This is a genomic window from Bdellovibrio sp. HCB337, from assembly GCF_047302465.1.
Taxonomy (GTDB): Bacteria; Bdellovibrionota; Bdellovibrionia; order Bdellovibrionales; family Bdellovibrionaceae; genus JACMRP01.
Genome location: NZ_CP178621.1, coordinates 3,840,916 through 3,860,540, shown reverse-complemented (window position 1 = coordinate 3,860,540; position 19,625 = coordinate 3,840,916). Strand labels below are relative to the sequence as shown.

Annotated in this window: 16 protein-coding genes; 9 read left to right on the top strand and 7 right to left on the bottom strand. The window is 45.8% G+C overall.

The features are described 5' to 3' along the window. Positions 1-191: 191 nt before the first annotated feature. The 3 genes from ACLWBB_RS18565 to ACLWBB_RS18555 all read left to right on the top strand — a co-directional run bounded on the left by ACLWBB_RS18565 (position 192) and on the right by ACLWBB_RS18555 (position 3,425). Positions 192-1,235 (top strand): hypothetical protein, encoded by a 1,044-nt coding sequence (locus ACLWBB_RS18565; RefSeq protein WP_413289060.1) that lies wholly within the window; start codon positions 192-194, stop codon positions 1,233-1,235. Positions 1,236-1,315: 80 nt separating this feature from the next. Next, complete coding sequence (locus tag ACLWBB_RS18560) at positions 1,316-2,512, top strand: hypothetical protein (protein WP_413289059.1); 1,197 nt, start codon at positions 1,316-1,318, stop codon at positions 2,510-2,512. 346 nt (positions 2,513-2,858) lie between these two features. Beyond that, positions 2,859-3,425 (top strand): hypothetical protein, encoded by a 567-nt coding sequence (locus tag ACLWBB_RS18555; protein WP_413289058.1) that lies wholly within the window; start codon positions 2,859-2,861, stop codon positions 3,423-3,425. 58 nt (positions 3,426-3,483) lie between these two features. Here the strand turns inward: ACLWBB_RS18555 and ACLWBB_RS18550 are convergent, their stop codons facing one another. Genes ACLWBB_RS18550 through ACLWBB_RS18530 form a run of 5 tightly spaced genes read right to left on the bottom strand, consistent with a single transcriptional unit; the run spans position 3,484 to position 8,965 of the window. Beyond that, entirely contained in the window at positions 3,484-4,554 is a 1,071-nt protein-coding gene (locus ACLWBB_RS18550) for a hypothetical protein (RefSeq protein WP_413289057.1), read from the bottom strand. Then, positions 4,551-5,432, bottom strand: coding sequence for an ABC transporter permease (locus tag ACLWBB_RS18545; protein WP_413289056.1), 882 nt, complete (start codon positions 5,430-5,432; stop codon positions 4,551-4,553). Before ACLWBB_RS18545 ends, ACLWBB_RS18550 begins: the two co-directional genes overlap by 4 nt. Next, entirely contained in the window at positions 5,429-6,460 is a 1,032-nt protein-coding gene (locus ACLWBB_RS18540; protein WP_413289055.1) for an ABC transporter permease, read from the bottom strand. The genes ACLWBB_RS18545 and ACLWBB_RS18540 overlap by 4 nt, the downstream gene beginning before the upstream one ends. Next, a complete protein-coding gene (locus ACLWBB_RS18535; protein WP_413289054.1) occupies positions 6,457-7,974 on the bottom strand; it encodes an ABC transporter ATP-binding protein in 1,518 nt (505 codons plus the stop codon). Before ACLWBB_RS18535 ends, ACLWBB_RS18540 begins: the two co-directional genes overlap by 4 nt. Positions 7,975-7,978: 4 nt before the next feature. After that, positions 7,979-8,965, bottom strand: coding sequence for a BMP family lipoprotein (locus ACLWBB_RS18530; protein ID WP_413289053.1), 987 nt, complete (start codon positions 8,963-8,965; stop codon positions 7,979-7,981). Between the two features lie 216 nt (positions 8,966-9,181). Here ACLWBB_RS18530 and ACLWBB_RS18525 point away from each other — a divergent pair, with 216 nt between their 5' ends. The 4 genes from ACLWBB_RS18525 (at position 9,182) to ACLWBB_RS18510 (ending at position 15,578) form a co-directional block, all read left to right on the top strand. Further along, positions 9,182-9,904 (top strand): Crp/Fnr family transcriptional regulator, encoded by a 723-nt coding sequence (locus ACLWBB_RS18525; RefSeq protein ID WP_413289052.1) that lies wholly within the window; start codon positions 9,182-9,184, stop codon positions 9,902-9,904. Between the two features lie 133 nt (positions 9,905-10,037). Further along, positions 10,038-13,190, top strand: coding sequence for an efflux RND transporter permease subunit (locus ACLWBB_RS18520; RefSeq protein WP_413289051.1), 3,153 nt, complete (start codon positions 10,038-10,040; stop codon positions 13,188-13,190). A gap of 157 nt (positions 13,191-13,347) precedes the next feature. Further along, positions 13,348-13,863, top strand: coding sequence for a response regulator (locus tag ACLWBB_RS18515; protein ID WP_413289050.1), 516 nt, complete (start codon positions 13,348-13,350; stop codon positions 13,861-13,863). Next, a complete protein-coding gene (locus ACLWBB_RS18510) occupies positions 13,860-15,578 on the top strand; it encodes an ATP-binding protein (protein WP_413289049.1) in 1,719 nt (572 codons plus the stop codon). The genes ACLWBB_RS18515 and ACLWBB_RS18510 overlap by 4 nt, the downstream gene beginning before the upstream one ends. Here the strand turns inward: ACLWBB_RS18510 and ACLWBB_RS18505 are convergent. Together ACLWBB_RS18505 and ACLWBB_RS18500 are read right to left on the bottom strand one after the other, a co-directional pair. Continuing rightward, on the bottom strand, positions 15,568-17,151 hold the full coding sequence (locus ACLWBB_RS18505) for a S8 family serine peptidase (RefSeq protein WP_413289048.1): 1,584 nt from the start codon (positions 17,149-17,151) through the stop codon (positions 15,568-15,570). The genes ACLWBB_RS18510 and ACLWBB_RS18505 overlap by 11 nt on opposite strands. Positions 17,152-17,224: 73 nt before the next feature. Next, positions 17,225-17,650, bottom strand: coding sequence for a hypothetical protein (locus tag ACLWBB_RS18500; RefSeq protein ID WP_413289047.1), 426 nt, complete (start codon positions 17,648-17,650; stop codon positions 17,225-17,227). 112 nt (positions 17,651-17,762) lie between these two features. Between ACLWBB_RS18500 and tsaA the strand changes: the two genes are divergently transcribed. Continuing rightward, positions 17,763-18,494 (top strand): tRNA (N6-threonylcarbamoyladenosine(37)-N6)-methyltransferase TrmO, encoded by a 732-nt coding sequence (gene tsaA / locus ACLWBB_RS18495; RefSeq protein WP_413289046.1) that lies wholly within the window; start codon positions 17,763-17,765, stop codon positions 18,492-18,494. Positions 18,495-18,562: 68 nt separating this feature from the next. Beyond that, positions 18,563-19,549 carry an isopenicillin N synthase family dioxygenase gene (locus ACLWBB_RS18490; protein ID WP_413289045.1) on the top strand — a complete coding sequence of 329 codons (987 nt, stop codon included), beginning with the start codon at positions 18,563-18,565 and terminating at the stop codon, positions 19,547-19,549. Positions 19,550-19,625: the final 76 nt, after the last annotated feature.

Genomic DNA, 19,625 nt, shown 5'->3' with positions numbered 1-19,625 from the left:
TTGGCAGTGAGGGTTTTTTACCACACTAAGTTGCTCACAATCGGGGCAGCTTTCCGAGCATAAAAAGACCCTTTATAACTTTTGTATTGATCTAGGTTTATTTGGTTATTACGATTTTTGTGTAACGAAAATGGAATTTAAAAATTTATAGAGATTATAAATTTAATACAAATGTAACGAAAGGACTCTACATGAAAAAGCTACTAGTTATTGCTGCAGTGACTCTTGCTTCTACTTCAGCTTTTGCAACTAAGGCACGTATGGCCGCTTTGAGCAATTCAGCTCAATTGGTTGATACACAAACTATCTTCATCAACCCTGCTGATCTTACTTTGATGGGCAGCTGGGCAACTTTTGAGATGGGTGCAACTAACCCTTCTTTGACTCCAACTTCTTCTCCAAATGCTGAAGCTGGTTTCGCTCGCGCTATGGGTGATGCTCGTTGGGGCTTCTACATGGGCCACACGACTGTTGCTTCTACTTTGAGAGAAGCAGCTAACGCAGGTGTTTTCTTGTCTGAAGAAAATCCAATCAACCTTTTCTATGCTGCTAAAACTGCTGACATGGCTTGGGGTCTTGGTTTGGGTTACTCAAACTCTGATAGAAAAGCTGCTGGTAAGCAGTCTTCTATGGGCTTGAACGCTGGTATGAGAATGGGCGCTTGGGATGCTGCTTTGGTATTGGGTCTTACAGACACAGCTGAAGTTGGTACTGACGAGTGGAAAGGTAAATCTAACGTAGATCTTCGTGGTGGTTACACTATGGAATCTTGGTACTTCTACGGTAAATACGCAATGGGTGGCGGTAAATACACTGCTGCTACTGTAACTGCTGCTGATCTTGATGCTAGCACAATCGAAGTTGGCGCGATCAATTCTACTAAAGTAGAAGGTGGCGAGTTCTTCTATGGCGTTGCTTACCAAATGAATAAAGATGAAGACAAAACTGCTGCAACTAAAACTGAAGAGACTGTTCTTCCAGTTACAGTTGGTATCGAAGCTGACGCTGCTTCTTGGTTGACTCTTCGTGGTTCTATCACTCAACCAGTATTGTTGGGTTCTGTTAAATCTACTCCAGGCGACACTGTAACTGTAGCGAATGACACTACTGTTGCTGCTGGCGCAGGTATCAAGTTCAACAAGTTCACTCTTGACGCTACATTGGCTGGTTCTACAACTGGTACAATCAACGGCAACAGCTTGTTGGCTAACGCTGGTTTGACTTACAACTTCTAATTTTATTGAAGTTGCGCAAAGTTTCGGCCCACCTAAGACGTGGGCCCTTACCTTTTGTAAATGTTTGAAAGGATATAAAAATGTTTAAATCTATTCTTACAGTAGCCGCAGTTTTGTCAGTAGCAGCTCCTGCGATGGCTTCTAAAGCTCGCTTGGCTTCTTTGCAAAATGCAGCTCATCTAGTTGATACACAATCCATCTTCGATAACCCTGCAAAATCTTACCTTATGGGTGATTTCGCAACTCTCGAGTTTGGTGCTACTTCTACAGCTTCTAACGGTGCTAACACTCCAGAGAACTTCACTACTAACGGTGGTTCTGCTGGCGCGGCAGTATTCTACGGTGAGAACGCTGAGGGTGGTTTCGTTAAATCTTATGGTGACGCCAAAGTTGGTTTCTACATGGGTAGAAAATCTCCTTTCACGACTCGTGTAAGATCTCTTCTTGGTTTCGCTGGTCAAGAAAACCCAATCGAATTCATGTACGGCTTCCAAGCTGGTGACATGAAGATGGCTGCTTCTTTCAACTACTCTAAGTCTGATAAAAAAGTAGCTGGCGGACAGCAAAAACAAGATGCTATGGGTCTTCGTTTCGGTGCTGTTGCTACTAATTGGGATGCAGCTCTTACTTTCGGTCTTGGCAGCAAGGCGACTGGTAACGCAGCTTCTGGTTTCGGTTTGACTGCAGCTGATGCTGATTCTGAGTACAAAGGTACTACAGGTTTCAAATTGAACGGTGGATACTGGTTTGAAAACACTTATGTATTTGCTAGCTACTACCAAGATGGCGTTGAGCTTTCTGGTATGACTGGTGCAGGTGGTTTCGCTGGTGTTACTGATGCTAAAATCGAGCAATCTCAGTACGAAATCGGTGTTATCGACACTATTAAAGCTGACGGTATGAACTTCTTCTACGGAGTTTCTTACCTTGGCTTCACTTCTGACGATAAAGAAGACAATGCAGCAGTTGATGCTCAGTTCAAAGCTGAACAAACTATGTTGCCATTCGTAGTAGGTGTTGAAGCTGATGCAGCTTCTTGGTTGGTGCTTCGTGCATCTGTTAAGCAAAACGTGATCCTTGGTTCTAACAAAACCAACGGTGGTGACTCTCTAACTAACGCTAACAACACAACTGTTGCTTTGGGCGCTGGTATGAAGTTCAACAAGTTCATGCTTGATAGCACTTTGGCTGCTGGTTCTGTACCTGCTACTGCTGGTACTGGAAACATCAATGCCAACGACTTGATGGCGAATGCTTCTTTGACTTACTTGTTCTAATTTCTGAACTTACTAAGTTGAAACACGAAGGCTCAGTGGTGACACTGGGCCTTTTGTTTTTTTGGCTCTCGTTCGGGCTTCGGGCGGGGATTTGCCGGGAGATTTGGGTGGTCTTTCGGCTCTTCCCATCGGGGGACGGGCGTCCGGCCCTCACGCAAGCGCCACGCCTTCCTGGCGCCGCTTGAGCCCCCGCTAGTAAGATCCAAAAGCCCACCCAAATCTCCCGGCAAATTCTCTTCGAAATCGATGGTTTGAAAAACTAAGGTTTTGTGTTGGCGCTTTTTGGAAATGCTTTTGAGTCAGAATCGACGTGCATTGAGTAATTGGATTTGGGTAAGCTCGTCTTATGAAGCTTGTCGCGTTTTTGATAGTTTTGGCTTTTACAGCTGCTTGTTCACATACTGGCGTGACTGCTAATACTGTCGTTCAAAACAAAACGCCTTCTTTGGTTGCGGAGTCTTGGTTGAAGTGTCCTCCGCCTAATCCTCGGCGGCCTCAGCTTTGCCAAGAAGGGTGCTGTGGTGATGGGTCGAATTGGTTTATGAGTTGTATTACTTTTGTTGGGGAAACGACTCATGAGGCTTATGGCAAAGTTGATCCTGAGCTCATGCAAGGGTATTCAAAGAATCCACCTTATGAGTATGGGAACCCTATGTTGGCTTGGGCTGCCATGCAAAAGGTTGGAAGAGCTAGAACCGACTTTGAGAATATTGAGGCTGGGTCTGCCGTTTTCTTTTCGATTCCTACTTTCCCCCGAGGGCATATTGCGATCTACACCGGAGAGAAAGATGCCAATGGAACTCCTCTAATCATCACAACAGGCGGATATAAAGACAAAACCCTCCGCAAAGAGCCGATGACTAAAACCGCCAGCGATGTGAATGCTCAAATATTAGGTTGGGCTAAGCTATAAAAAAAGCCACTGAGTTTGACCAGTGGCTTTTTGTTTTTATGGATACTTGGTCTGTTTACTACTTCTTTGGTTCATCTTTTGCTGGTGGTAAGTAGTCTGGGGCTACGAAATCAACAGTCAGAGGATACTTGTAGATCTTGCTTGCTGTTAATACTGGTTGGCCTGCTTCTGTATAGGCTTCGTCCCAGAGGTTTGCTAGCAATACGCTGGCTCTTGCCATTTCGGTTACCATGATTTTGTTGAACTTTTTGTAACCTACAGCTGGGCTTTCGCGTTCTGCGGCTTTTTTAATGTCCATGCCTTTTTCATTTACTACAGACGATGGGGTTTTAACCGGATCTAGTTTGAAAAGTGTTTTAAGCTCTTCGTTTGAGATCTCACTGAGGGCTCTCATCTTTTCGACTGTTGTCTTTGGCTTCAAGAATTTTGGGTTCTTCATTGAGCGTGCTTCTTTTAATACTCTTGCTTGAAGGTCGCCGTCGAACTCTGCCACTACTTGGTCTTCATAATAAGCATGAAGGCCGCCGTGTCCTGTCGCATAACCATCGTAGTCCGCTGTTGTATGTAGTGGTTGAGAGATATCGCCTACGAAGTGACCCATCAAACCTAAGCTTACTACCATCTCAAAAGCGGCTTTGTTGTATGGAAGATCGTTGTCAGTCTCTTCTTTTGGATTTTTTGGAGGCGTTGCTGCCTTCAAATCGTTATTGAAAGTTAGGAAGCGGCGGTAGAACTGATCGGCTCTCCACCATGCAGAACCGAATTCAGAAGGGACATTGTAAATCGTTGCGCCTTTTTTGAATTGGTTTGGTTTGCCCGTGTAGTCTTCAACGATTTTTTTAAAGTCCAATGGGATCTCTGTGACTTTCAAGCCTGTGATCTCTGGATCAATAAAGTGAGTCGGGTTGCCAAGCTTCGTTTGCTCTGAAGGAAGCGAGCGCCAGAAGAAATCCGGCATATTGCAAAGGTGACCCATCATTTGAGGTTTGTTTTTAAGGTAGTCCTTCAAACCTGGGGATTTCACCAAGTAGACTGCTGTTTCGCAGATAGCAGCATGACCTCGTCCACCCCAAGCCAACGCCTGAGAGCTAAGACCGCTCACTACTAAGAGAGCTAAAATCGTTTTCATTCTAACACCTTTCCTAAAGACTTAGGGGCTTCACTTTTTCCAAAGAAACCCGCAAGCGCAATGATTGTGACCACATAAGGTAAAATTTGAATAAACTGAACAGGCACGACCATGTCGCCGATACTCACGCCTTGCAAACGGATTTGCAGAGCATCAGTCACGCCGAAAAATACACAAGCCGCAAAAGTTGGAATCGGCTTCCAACGGCCAAAGATCAAAGCAGCCAATGCCATAAAGCCACGACCACCGGTCATCAACGGAGAATAAGACGACGCCAAGAATGTAGATAGGCTCGCTCCACCCAGAGCTGCAAAAGCACCACTGATAATAACGCTGAACCAACGGACTTTACGAACGCTGACTCCGGCAGATTCTAGGGCTTCCGGATGTTCACCTGCAAATTGCACCCAAAGGCCCGAGTGTGTTTGGTAAAACCAATAAGTCACGCCGGCGACCAACACAAAAGCCAGCAACATAGGTTCAAAACTAAAACGATCTTCCAATGGAAGACCCGGTGTAGAGCCTGTTGAGTTAAATAAAATCTTTGTCAAAAAGGGCATAACCCCAATCGTCAGGATATTGATCGCAGTTCCAGTCACGATTTGATCGGCTTTAAGTTCAATGACGAAGAACGCATACAATGCACCAATGCAACAACCGGCCGCCACAGCAAGAGCCCATCCCAACCATTCCGAATGAGTGTAGTAAGCAACGACGGCTGCGACAAAGGCTCCGGTCAGCATGAAACCTTCCAAAGCAATATTCACTACGCCAGAGCGTTCGCTCATCAAGCCACCCATCGATGCGAAGATCATCGGGGTCGCCATGCGCACACCCGCTAGCAGCAACGAAAAGATTAACAAAAGACTTTCGCTCATTTCTTTTGTCTCCTTGTTTGTCTCCAAGTCCATAGGCCGTGAGAAGCTACGCCTAAGATAATCAAGCTCTGAATAATTTTAGAGAAGTCGCGAGTAATAGTCGTAGTCTCAAGATCCAAATCCGAAGCTCCTTTATGAAGAGCTCCCATCAAGAAGGCTGCGAATATGACACCGATTGGATTGTTTTGCGCAAGCAAGGCTACTGCAATACCAATAAAGCCATAATCTGCAGAGAAACCGATTTTGAACTGGCCACTATTGCCCATGACTTCGCCCAAAGCGACAAAGCCCGCGAGCATTCCAGCCAATGCCATCGCCCAGATTTTAATATTCTTTTCTGAGATCCCAGCGCGGTTTGCCGCTTCTGGATTATAACCAACAGCGCGCAACTCATAACCAAATGTCGTTTTCCACAAAAGAACCCACACGCTGATTGCCACCACGATAGCCACAACCAGCGCAGCGCTGACGGGAGTGTCCGGGAAAAGACGGGCAATCAAATCATAGTCTTTCAACATGTAACCTGCACCAACTGGTGCGGTCTCTGGATTTTGTGAATTCGGATTTGGAATCACTTGCAAAGTGAACCAGCTTGCAAGACCTGCGGCGATAAAGTTCATCATAATAGTCACGATGACTTCGTGACTGCCGCGAACAGCTTTTAACCAGCCCGCGATAAGTCCCCAAAGAGCTCCCATCAACAAAGCCCCAGCTAAAGCCACTACTGGAGCTATCGGAAAAGGCAGTCCCGGCCAGAAAACGCCGATCGCAGCGGCCGTCAGAGTCGCCATTGTTAATTGGCCTTCACCACCGATATTAAAAAGTCCTGCATGAAACGCCAATGCGACAGACAGGCCAGCAAAAATCAAAGGTGTCGTATAAAACAAAGTCAGACCCAAATCATACATCGAGCCAAACGCACTCTTAAAAAGAATCATGCCGATGTTCAGTGGATTCTCGCCTGCAAGCAAAGTCAGTGACAGGGCAATGGCCAAACCTAAGAAAAATCCTGCAAAGGTCTTCTTCACGCGTGACCTCCCATAGCTGCACCGAGGGCTTTTTCGTCATATTGATTTTCACGTAAGAACTCAGCGACGATTTGGCCTTTGAATAAAACCAAAATACGATCTGAAAGAGTCATCAGTTCTTCAAGTTCCGAAGAAACAAGCAAGATTCCCGCGCCATGATTACGAGCGGCCAAGAGCTGCTCATGAATAAACTCGATAGCGCCGATATCCACGCCACGCGTGGGTTTCGCAGCTAAAATAAAATCAGGATTATTCTGAAGTTCGCGCGCGACTACCAGTTTTTGCTGATTTCCGCCGGAAAGTTTGCCGATAGGTTTTTGAATATCACGTGGGCGAACATCAAACTTTTCCATTGCGGCTTTAGTTTTCTCGAAGATGTTTTTGAACTTCAAAAAACCGTGGCTCGAGTACTCGGCAGAGTTGTGATATCCCAAAATAAAGTTTTCATACAAAGGACGTTCAGCCAATACGCCCAGGCGTAAACGGTCTTCTGGAAACGCTGCAAGGCCTAAAGAGCGCACTTGAGATGGTGACAGCTTCAAAGTCGATTGTGCTTTGATCTCGATCTGACCTTTGATTTTCAAAGAGTGTGGATCCAAAAGCGCTTGAATCAGAGGATCTTGGCCGTTGCCTTCAACGCCGGCAATACCAAGGATTTCCCCGGTACGCACTTGCAAGTTCAAATGCTTTAAAGAGCCTTGGTGGCCAGCAAGATTTAAGTCAGTGACTTTCAAAACAAAATTCTGATCGGCAAAGTGAGTGCGCTCACTCAAAGAAAGGTTTTTAATTTTGCGACCAACCATGTGTTCTGCAAGGTCTTCTAAAGACGTCGCAGAAATTGATTTGCTGGTAACAACTTTAGTATTTCGAAGCACAGTGACGGAATCCGCGACTGCCATGACTTCTTTAAGCTTGTGAGTGATTATGATAATCGTGCGGCCTTCAGCTTTCAGCTTACGAAGATTGACGAATAGATCTTCAGTCTCTTGCGGAGTTAGAACGGCTGTAGGCTCATCCAGAATAATGATTTTGGAATCTTGCGAGAGAATCTTCAGAATCTCGATACGCTGTTGAGTTCCCACAGACAATTGGCCCACGGGCTTTTCCCAATCAATGTTGAATTGATATTGAGCCGCTAGCTTCTGCAATCTTGCCAAATGCTCTTTGCGATTGAGCTTCTGAAGCGTCTTACTATGTTTTTGGAAAAGCAGAATGTTATCGAGAGCACTGAGAGGTTCTGCCAGCATGAAGTGCTGATGAACCATACCAATTCCCAAGTCCATGGCCTCTGTTGGCGATTCGAAGTAAACCTCTTTGCCATGAACTTTCAGAGTTCCTGAATCGGGTTTGTACAACCCGAAAAGGATTTTCATTGAAGTGGATTTGCCAGCGCCGTTTTCGCCGACGATGGCATGAATTTCTCCGCTCGCTATCTTGAAATTAAGTCCGTCAGCGGAGACGCAGTCGCCGAATTTTTTATGGATTCCAATAAACTCGACAGCGGTAGGGGACATGGGCCTATTTTTTTCCCTGCTTATAATAGTCAGGGACTTTGATCTTGCCCGCGCTAATTTGGGCTTTCAGATCCTCCAGCTTTTTCGTTAGATCCGGAGTCAGGACTTTCTCGTTGTGAGAGTCCATCGCGTAATCGACGCCTTTGTCTTTAAGACCATAACGAACAACACCCGAAGTAAACTTGCCGTTCTGAGTGTCTTGGATCGTGTTAAAGACAGCGATATCTACGCGCTTTAACATGCTTGTCAGAATCGTACCTGGTTTCATCCAGTTTTGGTTTGAATCCACACCGATTGCGAAAACTTTTTTCTCTTCCGCAGCATCAAACACGCCAGAGCCAGAAGCGCCCGCAGCTACGAAGATTACATCCGCACCTTGAGAGATTTGCGCTAAAGCCAACTCTTTTGCTTTTGCAGGATTGTTCCAAGCTTCACCAGTCACACCGATGTAGTTAGTGATCACTTGAGCTTTAGGATTGATTTGCTTAGCACCTGCTGAGTAACCCATTTCAAAACGGCGGATCAAAGGAATGTCCATACCACCAATGAAACCGATTTTGCCGGTTTTAGATTTCAGAGCACCGGCTGCGCCAACCAAGAAAGAACCTTCGTGGTCTTCAAAAAGAAGAGAGCGCACATTAGGTGCAGTGATCTCGCCATCAACGAGTGCGAATTTTACATTCGGGAATTGCGCCGCTACTTTTTTAACAGCTTCTGTTTGTGCGAAGCCGATACCGATAATGAGATCGAAATTCTTACGAGCGAAAGCGCGATGTAGATTTTCAAGAGCGTTTGTATCTGTTGCCTCAACGTACTTGAGTTCAATCTTCAGATCTTTTTCTGCTTTAGTAGCACCTGCATAAGCTGCGGAGTTAAAAGACTTGTCATCCTTTCCTCCTTTGTCGAGTACCAAACCGACCTTCAAAGGAGCCGCAAGAACACCATTGCCACATGCCAAAACCGTCAAGAATACAATAAAGCTTTTAAACATAGTTAAATTCCTGAATTTATTAGATAAGTCGGACAAAACTGGCAGGAACTTAGGCCACATGCTTCGGAGGGTCAAGCCAAATTTGTGTATGAAAGTTAACAAAAACTTCGCTCCACGTGCGTAGCTTTTTAAAAACCCGGGGAATAACAATAATGCCTACAAGTTTACGATTTGAGTAAACGCTCGGATAAACAATGCAAGCATTGGAGGTTTGCAATGCAAACACAAACAGTTCTTAATGCGGGTTCAGTCGGAGTTATTGGGAACACAGAATCTAGTTCAGTGATTTCAACAGGTTCAGAGCTTCCCTATGAGATTATTCAGCTGAAAGAGGGGGATGTCTTATTCAAGGAAGGGGATTCGCCTCGCGGCCTGTACTATGTTCACAGTGGGTCCGTGAAGGTCGTTGTGAACAGAAATCTAACCCGCGGCCGCACCACTTCACCGGAGTATGTTACCAAGCTGGTCTCTCCTGGGGAGTTCTTTGGTTATAAGGCCCTTGTCAGGGGGGCAGAGTCCCGTTCGATGGCAAAAGCCATTAAAGCCACCACAGTTTGGCTATATCCAAGGGATGTGGTGTTAAATGGGCTCCAGCAGGCGTCGCCTTTATTGAAGATGCTCCTGCAACAAGCTGTAACAGATATTGAAAGTTACGAAATTACAAATCAACTGCACTACTTGGCGTCAGTGCAAGAGCGCATCGCTTATCAATTGGTTGTGCTGGCTGAAAAGTTCGGTGTGCAAACTCCGTCAGGGATTTCTTTGAACTTGAAACTCACTCGCAATGAGTTTGCGCAACTAGCAAGTACTATCAATGAATCTTTATCACGACATCTGACTGAATTTAAAAATGAAGGTCTGATTGATCTGAATGGTAAAGAAATCATTATTAAAGACCTCAAAGGTCTGATGTCGAAGTCAGGAAATTTCAAAGTCTGACCACTCGCAAAATTCCATAAAAGGTCTAGTTTTCACTCGGAAAATTAAAAAAAACCGATGCCCCACAAAAGCGGACTGCAAAGTCCGCTTTTTTTTGCCAGAATGCTAGGGTCATATTCCCTTGGGGGGCTACATGAAGCTTTCAGATCTATCGATTCGAAATCCCGTCTTTGCTTGGATGTTAATGTTTGGTCTTATTGGCTTTGGTATTATTTCTTGGAGCCGCATGGGCCTGAGTCAACTTCCGGACGTGGACTTTCCAACAGTCACGGTTTCATTGAGTCTTCCGGGCGCTGCACCCGAAATCATGGAAACGCAAGTCGTAGACATTGTCGAAAGTGCATTGATGACGGTGGAAGGCGTGCAGAAAATTACATCTACCAGTAAATCAGGCTCTGCCAACGTCACTATCGAATTTGATTTGGATCGAAACATCGATGTGGCTTTGCAAAACGTGCAAGCCAAAGTCGCTGGCGCACAAAGAAATCTTCCTTCCGAGTTGGATCCGCCAACAATTTCAAAAACAAATCCTGAAGATCAGCCGATCATGTGGTTGGCGCTGACTCATGAAAAAGGCGATACCGAATTTTTGATGAGATACGCGAAGGACTATCTGCAAGATCGTTTGACCACAGTCGATGGCGTTGGTGAATTGATTCTAGGTGGTTACACGGCACCGGTTATGCGTGTGCATGTTCGTCCGAAAGATCTTCTTCGTTACAATGTCTCTGTGAACGACGTGATGGATTCTATTCGTAACGAGCACTCGGAGCTTCCGGGTGGTTTCCTAGAAACCGATAAAAGATATTTCAACGTGCGCACCATGGGTGAAGCAAAATCGGTGGACGAGTTTAAATCCATCGTCATTGGCAGTCGTGGTGGTCAAGGTGTTGCAGATACTACGAACGTGGTTCGTCTATCACAAGTCGCCGATGTCAGCATGGGCCTTGATGAAGTTCGCCGTATGTCGCGCTTCAATGGTCAAACTGCATTGGGACTCGGGGTGCGTAAGCAGCGTGGAACCAACGCCGTGCAAGTCGCACGTGCTGTGAAAGAAAGAGCTGCCGAACTTGCCAAACAATTGCCTGAGGGCATGAAGCTGAACGTGAACTATGACAGCACGGTCTTCATTGAAAACTCGGTGAAAGAGTTGAACAAGCATTTGATCTTGGCAGTCATTTTGACCTCTTTGGTGTGCTGGGCTTTCTTGGGAAGCTGGTCTGCAACTTTCAACGTCTTGTTGTCGATCCCGACGTCGTTGTTAGGGGCCTTCATCGGTTTGTACTTTTTAGGGTATACGATGAACACCTTTACACTCTTGGGCCTGACCTTGGCGATTGGTATCGTCGTCGATGATGCCATCATGGTGTTAGAAAATATCTTTCGTTACAACGAGAAGGGCCGCGGTCGTATCGAGTCTGCGATCTTAGGTTCACGTGAAATCACTTTTGCAGCGATGGCAGCAACAGCAGCGGTTGTTGCGATTTTCTTGCCGGTCGCCTTCATGAAAGGGATTATCGGAAAGTACTTCATGCAATTCGGGGTCACGATTTCATTGGCGGTGGTTTTGTCGCTCTTGGAATCTTTGACGATTACACCTATGCGTTGTGCAAGTTTCGTTCATCATGGCGAAAGACGCACTCGTTTAGGGAAAGCTTTCGAAATGATGATGGATAAAAGCCGCATCGGTTACGAGAAATTATTGCGAGTGTTTTTACAGCATCCTATAAAAATCTTGGTAGCATCGATTGTCTTCGTAGCCTTGTCTTTCACGTCGGTAAAGCACTTGAATAAAGAGATGGTGCCGGCACAAGATATGAGTTTGTTCATGGCCCGTTTGATGTTGCCGGTGGGAACTGCCTTGGCTCATACGGATGCGCAGGCACGCCAGGCCGAGAAATGGTTCTTAGCCCGTCCCGAAATCGCGCGCGTGTATGCGGTTGTCGGTGGTTTTGGTGGAGGTTCTTCGTCGGATTCAAACCAAGTGACCATGATGGTAACGATGAAGCCAAAAGGTCAGCGCGGTAAAAATCCTAAGACGGGTAAAGAGCTTACTCAGCAAGAGTTCATGCAAATCGCTCGTAAGGAACTTGCGAAGATTCCTGATGTACGTCCGGTCTTGATGGATATGTCGATGCGTGGGTTCTCTTCCGGTCGTGGTTACCCCGTCGAGTTTACGGTTTTAGGAAGCGATTGGGAGAAGCTGGCAGAGTATTCACAAAAACTGATGGACGCGATGAAAGAAACCGGGCTGATGGTGGACGTGGATTCTGACTACCAACTGGGGATGCCGGAAATTCAAATCGTTCCAGATCGTATGGGTGCCGCAAATCGTGGTATTCGTGTTGCGAATATCGGAAACGCTGTGAATGCGCTGATCGGTGGAGTGAAAGTTGGCGAGTATCCAGAAGGCGGGCATCGCTACGATGTTAAGGTGAAACTGAATACTTCAAAAGATCCGCAGCAAGAATTACGTTCTTTGATGGTCAGTAATCCTCGTGGAAATCTGATTCCGATCACACAGGTAACAACAGAGCAAACCGCCAAGAGCTTGCAGGCAATTTCACGTACCAATCGTCAAAGAGCGATCACGATCAGTGCGAACTTGGCACCTGGGGTTTCGCAACCAACAGCGATGGCCAAAGTCGAAGAGATTGCAAAGAAAACCCTGGGCGCAGGTTATATGATCGCAGAGGGCGGCAGTACGAAAACCTTCCAAGAGACTTTCCAAGGTTTGGTGTTTGCATTGGTATTGGGTCTTTTCGTGGCTTATATGATTTTAGCAAGTCAGTTTAATTCTTTCATTGATCCAGTGACGGTCCTGACGGCGTTGCCATTTAGCTTTAGCGGAGCCTTCTTCGCTCTGTTAGCGATGAATCAGTCTTTGAATATGTATTCAGGGATTGGGTTGTTGTTGCTGATGGGTATCGTGAAGAAAAACTCGATCCTTTTGATTGAGTTCACTAATACGGTTCGTGATCGCGGAACTTCAGCAGCAAAAGATGCCTTGATTGAAGCATGTCCTGTTCGTCTGCGCCCGATCATTATGACTTCGGCTGCGACGATTTCGGCGGCAATTCCATCGGCACTCGCAACTGGTGAAGGCTCTGAAACCATGAAGCCAATGGCGATCTGCTTGATCGGTGGCGTGCTCGTATCGACGGTGCTCACATTATTTGTGGTTCCATGCTTCTATTTGCTCGTAGATAAAATCCGCAAACGTGATGAAGTCCGTGCAAAGACCAAAGAAGCCTTTGCGTCTGTCGGTGATGAGAATCTCGCCTAAAGGCACATCTGATATTTTCAAATCAAAATTTCTAAACACACTCTTATGGGAGAAATCCCTAAGAGTGTCGACATAGGTCTAAATAGAATGAAACGAATTGAGAGTTCCTTGAGGGTGCGGCTACCATTTTTGTACACAGTCGCAAAAGGGAGAGCGGATGCAGCTAGCGGACAAGGGAACTCTGCTTCTAGTGGATGATGAACCAGGAATACTCAATATACTCGGAAAAATTTTAGAAGGTGTCGCCGGAAAAATAGATACAGCGGCCGAGGGCGCACAGGCCTTAGAAAAGCTAAAGACCGGACAGTACGATGCCGTTCTTTGTGATATCAATATGCCAGTCTTAAATGGACTGGATCTGTTAGCAAAAGTACGTGCTATGCACATGCAAACTCCGTTTGTATTTTTGACTGGCTACGGTGACAAAGAAAAAATGCGCGAAGCTATGCGCTTAGGCGCCAGTGATTTTCTTGATAAACCTTTTGATCCCTACGCCGTGATTGATGTCGTACGCATTGTTTTGGAGTTGGGACAAAAGATCCGCACCATCGAGAAAGAGATTGAAACCTGTTATACTTCGGAAAGTATTCCTGAGGATATGAAGAATCGTCTTCGGAAAATCAAACAGGCCATCCTCTTGATGAGACCTTCTATTGACGTATATAAAAAATGAAAAAAGACTCTATTATCATCAATAACGTCCCCTTTGAATGGAATGCAGAGGGACGTGGGTATACCTTCTTCGGGCTGGATGCGATTACGTTTTGGACGCGTCCATCGCTAGTTTCTATTCTGGGATCTCTTCGAAATGAAATAGGGGCCGAGCTTTATGCATTGATCATCGGTTTCGAAGCTTCGAAAGGAACTTACGAAGACTACCATTCGATGGTGAATACATTAGGAAGCGACTTTAAAGAAGGCTTCTTAAGCTGGGGTCGCGCCGTGAGTGGTGCTGGCTGGGGAAGTTTCTCGGTCTTGTCGATTGATTTTGATAACAAAGAAGCTGTCGTTCAAATTGATGATCCTTGGGAAATGAGAATTTTTAAGGCAGACAACATTCAAGATGCGGTTCCTTTTTTGAATGGCAAGATTTCGGGAATATTCACTCACGCATTTAAAACCAATTGCCGTTGTGAAGTCATCGAAGCTATCAACGAAACTTCTGGTCCACGACGTGCGATTTTGAAGGTTAGGCCGTCGAATGAATCTTTGGAACACTCTTTGTTGCACTCGCAAACGAATCGCGATGTGCACGAGCAGCTTAAAGCTGCCAACATTGCGTTACGCAGAAACCAACAGCGCTTAACAGACACTTTAGACACTATAGGTGAGCGTATCTGGGAAACCGATGCACAAATGATCATTCGTTATGCTTCAAATGTAAGTATCAGCAGTCAGAACCGGTCTTCTCAGGCTATCGTAGGAACTTCTATATTGAAGTACGTGCATCCCGAAGACGTGACAGCATTCCAAAACGCGTGCACTCAAGCGCAAAAAGACGCGACGTCTGTTTTAGGAGTCAAAGTCCGGTACTTTGGTAAATCGGGTGAAACTCTCTGGGCCTACTTCAGATTTAAATCTCTTTTAGATATTTCTGGAAAACACGGTGGATTTCTGGGGTCTATGCGCGACATTACTTCTGAAATGGCTTTGCAACAGCAGCTCTCTGAGCAGCAAGAACGATCCATTCAGTCAGCGAAGATGGCTTCGCTGGGGGAAATGGCGGCAGGCATTGCTCACGAGATCAATAATCCACTCACAGAGATTATCGGAAATGCCTGGCATCTACGAAATCTTAATAAAAAGGGCGAGCTGAAGCTTGAAGATTTCGATGAAGCTTTGGATAGCATCGAAAACATGAGCCGTCGGATCTCGGAAATCATCAAGGGTATGCGTCTGTTCTCGCGTGAAACAAGTGAAGATCCATTCCGTCCGACAGCTTTGAGTAATGTCATCGAGGAAACTCTCGTTTTCTGTAAAAAGCGTTTTATAAATCACGGAGTGCAATTAAATATCGTGAATGAAACGGCTGGCCTGGAAATAGATTGCCGTGCTTCGCAAGTCAGTCAGGTATTGTTGAATCTTTTGAACAACGCGTTCGATGCCATCGCATCGAGTGATCAAAAGTGGATCGAGATTAAAATTGACACTGTGGATGAGTTCGCGCGTATTCAGGTCATCGACAGTGGCCCGGGCATTCCAAAAGAGATTGCAAAAAAACTCATGCAGCCTTTTTTCACCACCAAGGGACCCGGCAAAGGCACGGGCTTGGGGCTTTCAATCTCTCGAGGGATTATCGAGTCTCATCAGGGGAAACTCTTTTTAAATCCTGAGGGGCCGAATACACGTTTTGTAGTACTGCTTCCGAAGAAGCAGACTACATTCTAAACATCTTTCCAGTACGTTTTGCTGGAAGGTTGCATAGACCGGTTTCCAATGGACGTTGGAAGATCTCAACGGCTCCTTGGGGAATCGGACTTAGACGACGAACAATGTGATAGTTTCCGTTAGGCATAACAATCACCATATCATCCATGTACTGACGTTGTTGGTTTGCAGCCAAAATTGCCGGATCAAATGGCACCATGATGCGATATTGGACAGTTGTTTCTACCAATGAACCGCCGACGGACAAAACCTGTTTAATGTAATCAGGAGCTTCCGGCCATTCACGAGAATTAAAGCAAGTTGCACCGTTAGCAGGTTGGAAGCGCAGATAGTTTAAACTGAGTGCGCCTTGATCCCAGCTAAATGGTTTTGAAATCGCAGAAAGGATTTCTGCTTTTGTCGCATTCGGATTTTTTGCTTTCAATAACGCAACACCAGCGGCAACAATCGCAGTTGCATTAGAGCTTCCGCGGAATTCAGCACCAGTTTGTAAAATCATAGACGAAGGCGCCATAATATCAGGCTTACCTAATTTTGCAGACATAGAGCTGCGATCTGAATCTAAAGCACCAACCGTGATGACAGAAGGATTGTCACCTGGGTTCAGCAAAGACTCAGCAGGAGTTGCACGCGGCATTGTGATGCTCTCGCCATCAACAGTAATGCGCAGTTTATCTTTTGCCGTAAAATTCTTGCTGCGATTTTTTACGCGTAAGAAATAAACACCTGGTTTTAATTCAGCAGTTAAAATCTCGCGAGGATACTTCGAATAGCCACCGCGACTTTCATTTTCATCTGCACTTTGGTGAAGAGCACTGGTTTGCACGATGTTCAGAAGATCATCAGTCAGTGCTAGATCCAAATCTTTGTCGGTGCCAGGGGCTACATCATCTTTGAAGTCATTCCAAGAAAGAACCGCTTTGATCAAACACTTGCCAGCTTTGTTTTGCTCGCAGCGAATAGAGAGTGCGTTGTTTTGATCAGGAAGTTTTACCCAGTCATCAGTGACGGTGTTGATATCACCGTTGTAAGTTGTGCGCGCGAAATTCCCGGCAGCATTGACCCAGATAATTCCAGCTTGAGTGGCGCGAGTTACTTCTGCGTTGATGAAGCCACGGCCGTCATTATTTCCGCCGTACTCCCAAACTTCAGAGTAAGAGATTACATCGATGCCGCGTTTGATGGCGTCGTCGACTGCGGCTTTGAAGTTAGTATGTCCGTAAACGTTGTAGAGATAGAATTCATGAACAACTTGAGAATTGCGAAGGTTGTTGGTCGCAAGCGCTGTGAAGATCTGGGCCATGCGAAGACCGTGTTCAGTCTTCATGTCATCTGGAGCTTTTACAGGACCTGGAACATAAACGGTGTTCGCAGGAAGAGACTGACCGATTTCAGCTTTGTAACCTTCGAAACCTTTATCGAAGATCGCCACCTTTACAGGTTGAGAAATTTTCGACGTATCATAATGATTGGTGAAGCCAAGTCCACTTTGAGTGGTGGAAATATTTTTGAAAACCTGTGCCTGTGCGAAGCTTGCAAACAGGATCACGAAAGCAAAAGAAAGTTTTGTCATAACAGTCTCCTTTTCATTCGGAAAAAGGCAAAAAAAAAGCTGGTTCATTGAACCAGCTTTTTATAGGGCAGAATTATCGGCAATACGACCAGCAAGAGCCGTAGTAGTAATAATTATAGTACCCGTTGTTGTACTGGTAGTACGGGTTGTAGTAGTTGCCGTACCAGTTGCAGTATGGGTTGTAGTAGCCATAGCGTGGGTATGGGTTGTAGAAGTACCAGCTAGAAGCTCCACCGTCTGCATCCAACTCAGATTTCATATTTGAAACAGGAACTGGAGAGAATTCTGCTTTTTGAGCGAACGCTTTTGCGTCAGCTTCAGAACCCATTGCAGCTTCTGTTTGAATGTAAGTAGCTTCGCCAGTGCGAGTGTCTACGCGAAGAACCATTGTGCCTTGAAGTTCTTTGTTCGTAACTCCAGACTCGTTATCAAGTTCGCCAGCAACAGCGAAAGAACTCATGCCGAATACTAATGCAGCAGAAAGAATAAAGCGCATCATGAATGCCTCCTTAGGTTGTTTACTTTGTGGGCATAGATAGTAAGGCTCTGAAAGCATGTCATCAGAAATGTGCTTGTCATTCCCAACAAGATACTGCAAAGACGAGGGAGCCATGAGTTACGAACCAATAAATGACATAAAACCAATCGGTTATCTCGAGTCCTGTTACCGGGATAAGTTTGGTACGCCGCGACAGCCGGGCTTATCTCCGCAGGCGTGGTCGCGCCTCAAGATTCGCTCAGATTTGCAGCCTGAGCAGGCACTTCAAGGCCTCGAAAAGTTCAGTCATGTGTGGCTCGTTTTTGTGTTTCATCAAAACAAGGTCTCTCGTTATCATGCGAAAGTTCATCCGCCGCGTTTAGGCGGTGAAAGTATGGGGGTCTTTGCGACTCGCAGTCCGCATCGCCCAAATCCAATTGGTTTGTCTCTGGTCGAATTGGTTCGCATTGAGGGAGATTCTTTGATCTTGGCAGGGGCCGATTTGGTGGATGGAACGCCGATTTTGGATATTAAGCCCTACATTCCAGAGGTCGAAGCCAAGCCCGAGGCAAAAACAGGGTGGCTGGATAAGGCCGAAAAGAAGCAAATCACCGTAGAATTTTTACCTGAGACTGAGGCGATTTTGGCCGAGTGGCAGGCTCAGCACCCTGATAAGAAAATCCGTGAAATGATCGTAGATACTCTGAAATTGGACCCTCGCCCTGTGCTTTATAGGGGGTATGAGAACGAGGAGTCGCCATATAGAAGTGATCACGCTTTTAGGCTTCTTGACGGAGACATCCACTTCCGGTTTACGACCCCGGAAAAGGTCCAAGTTTTTAAAATACTTCTGATGAATAATTAGTTGCAGCTTCTAGACTTGCCCGCATGATGCCTTTTCACTAAAAATGAGAGGACATTCGGGAGGGATTTATGAGTTTTCAAGACAACACGGTAGCCACAGGTGCGTCGACTCTTCGTAAAGTACCAACGCTGAGCCTTGCTGCTTACACTAAAGGTTCAGCCAGTGAAAAAGCTGCGTTTGTGGATGGCCTTTACAAAGGTCTTAAAGACTATGGCTTCATCATTTTGAAAGACCATGGTGTTGATACAAAACTTCTTCATAAAGCCTATTCCCTTTTGGAAGAGTTCTACAAACTTCCTGAAGCTACAAAAAGAACTTACATCTCTAAAGCCGGTGGCGGTCAGCGCGGATATACTCCGTTCGGACAAGAGCACGCAAAAGACGCGAAAGTGATGGACTTGAAAGAGTTCTGGCACGTCGGTCGCGAAGTAGCTGCTGGTAATCCTTTGAAAGACAAATATTATCCAGACAACATCTGGCCAACTGAAGTTCCAGAGTTCAAAACTGTTTTCTCGAAACTGTATGCAGATCTTGAGGGCGCAGGCCAAGCAATGCTTGAGGCTTTGACAGGCCCTTTGGAAGTTTCAAAAGACTTCTTCAGAGAGATGACTCAAGAAGGGAACTCAATCCTTCGTCTTCTTCACTATCCACCAATTCCTGCAGACGCGGATCCACGTTGCTTGCGTGCGGCTCCTCATGAAGACATTAACTTCATCACGATCTTGCCTGCGGCAACCGCTTCTGGCTTGCAATTGAAGGATCGCGATGGAACTTGGCTTGATATCGTTTCTGAGCCAGACACTTTGATCGTGGATGCGGGCGATATGCTTGCGCGTTTGACGAATGACGTAATTCCGTCAACAACTCATCAAGTAGTGAACAGCCCTGAGGCTAAAAACAAGCCTCGTTATTCAATGCCGTTCTTTATGCACCCTCATCCGCACGCAATGCTGAGCTGCTTGGCTTCTTGCCGCGGCGCAGGCGCTAAATATCCAGACATTACTGGTGGCGATTTCCTCATGCAAAGATTGCGTGAGATCGGTCTTATCAAGTAGTGTAGGCCGCATGTCGACCTACAGATCATTGTTCAATCTACCGGAAACGGTTTGTTTCCTAAATTCGGCTTTCATT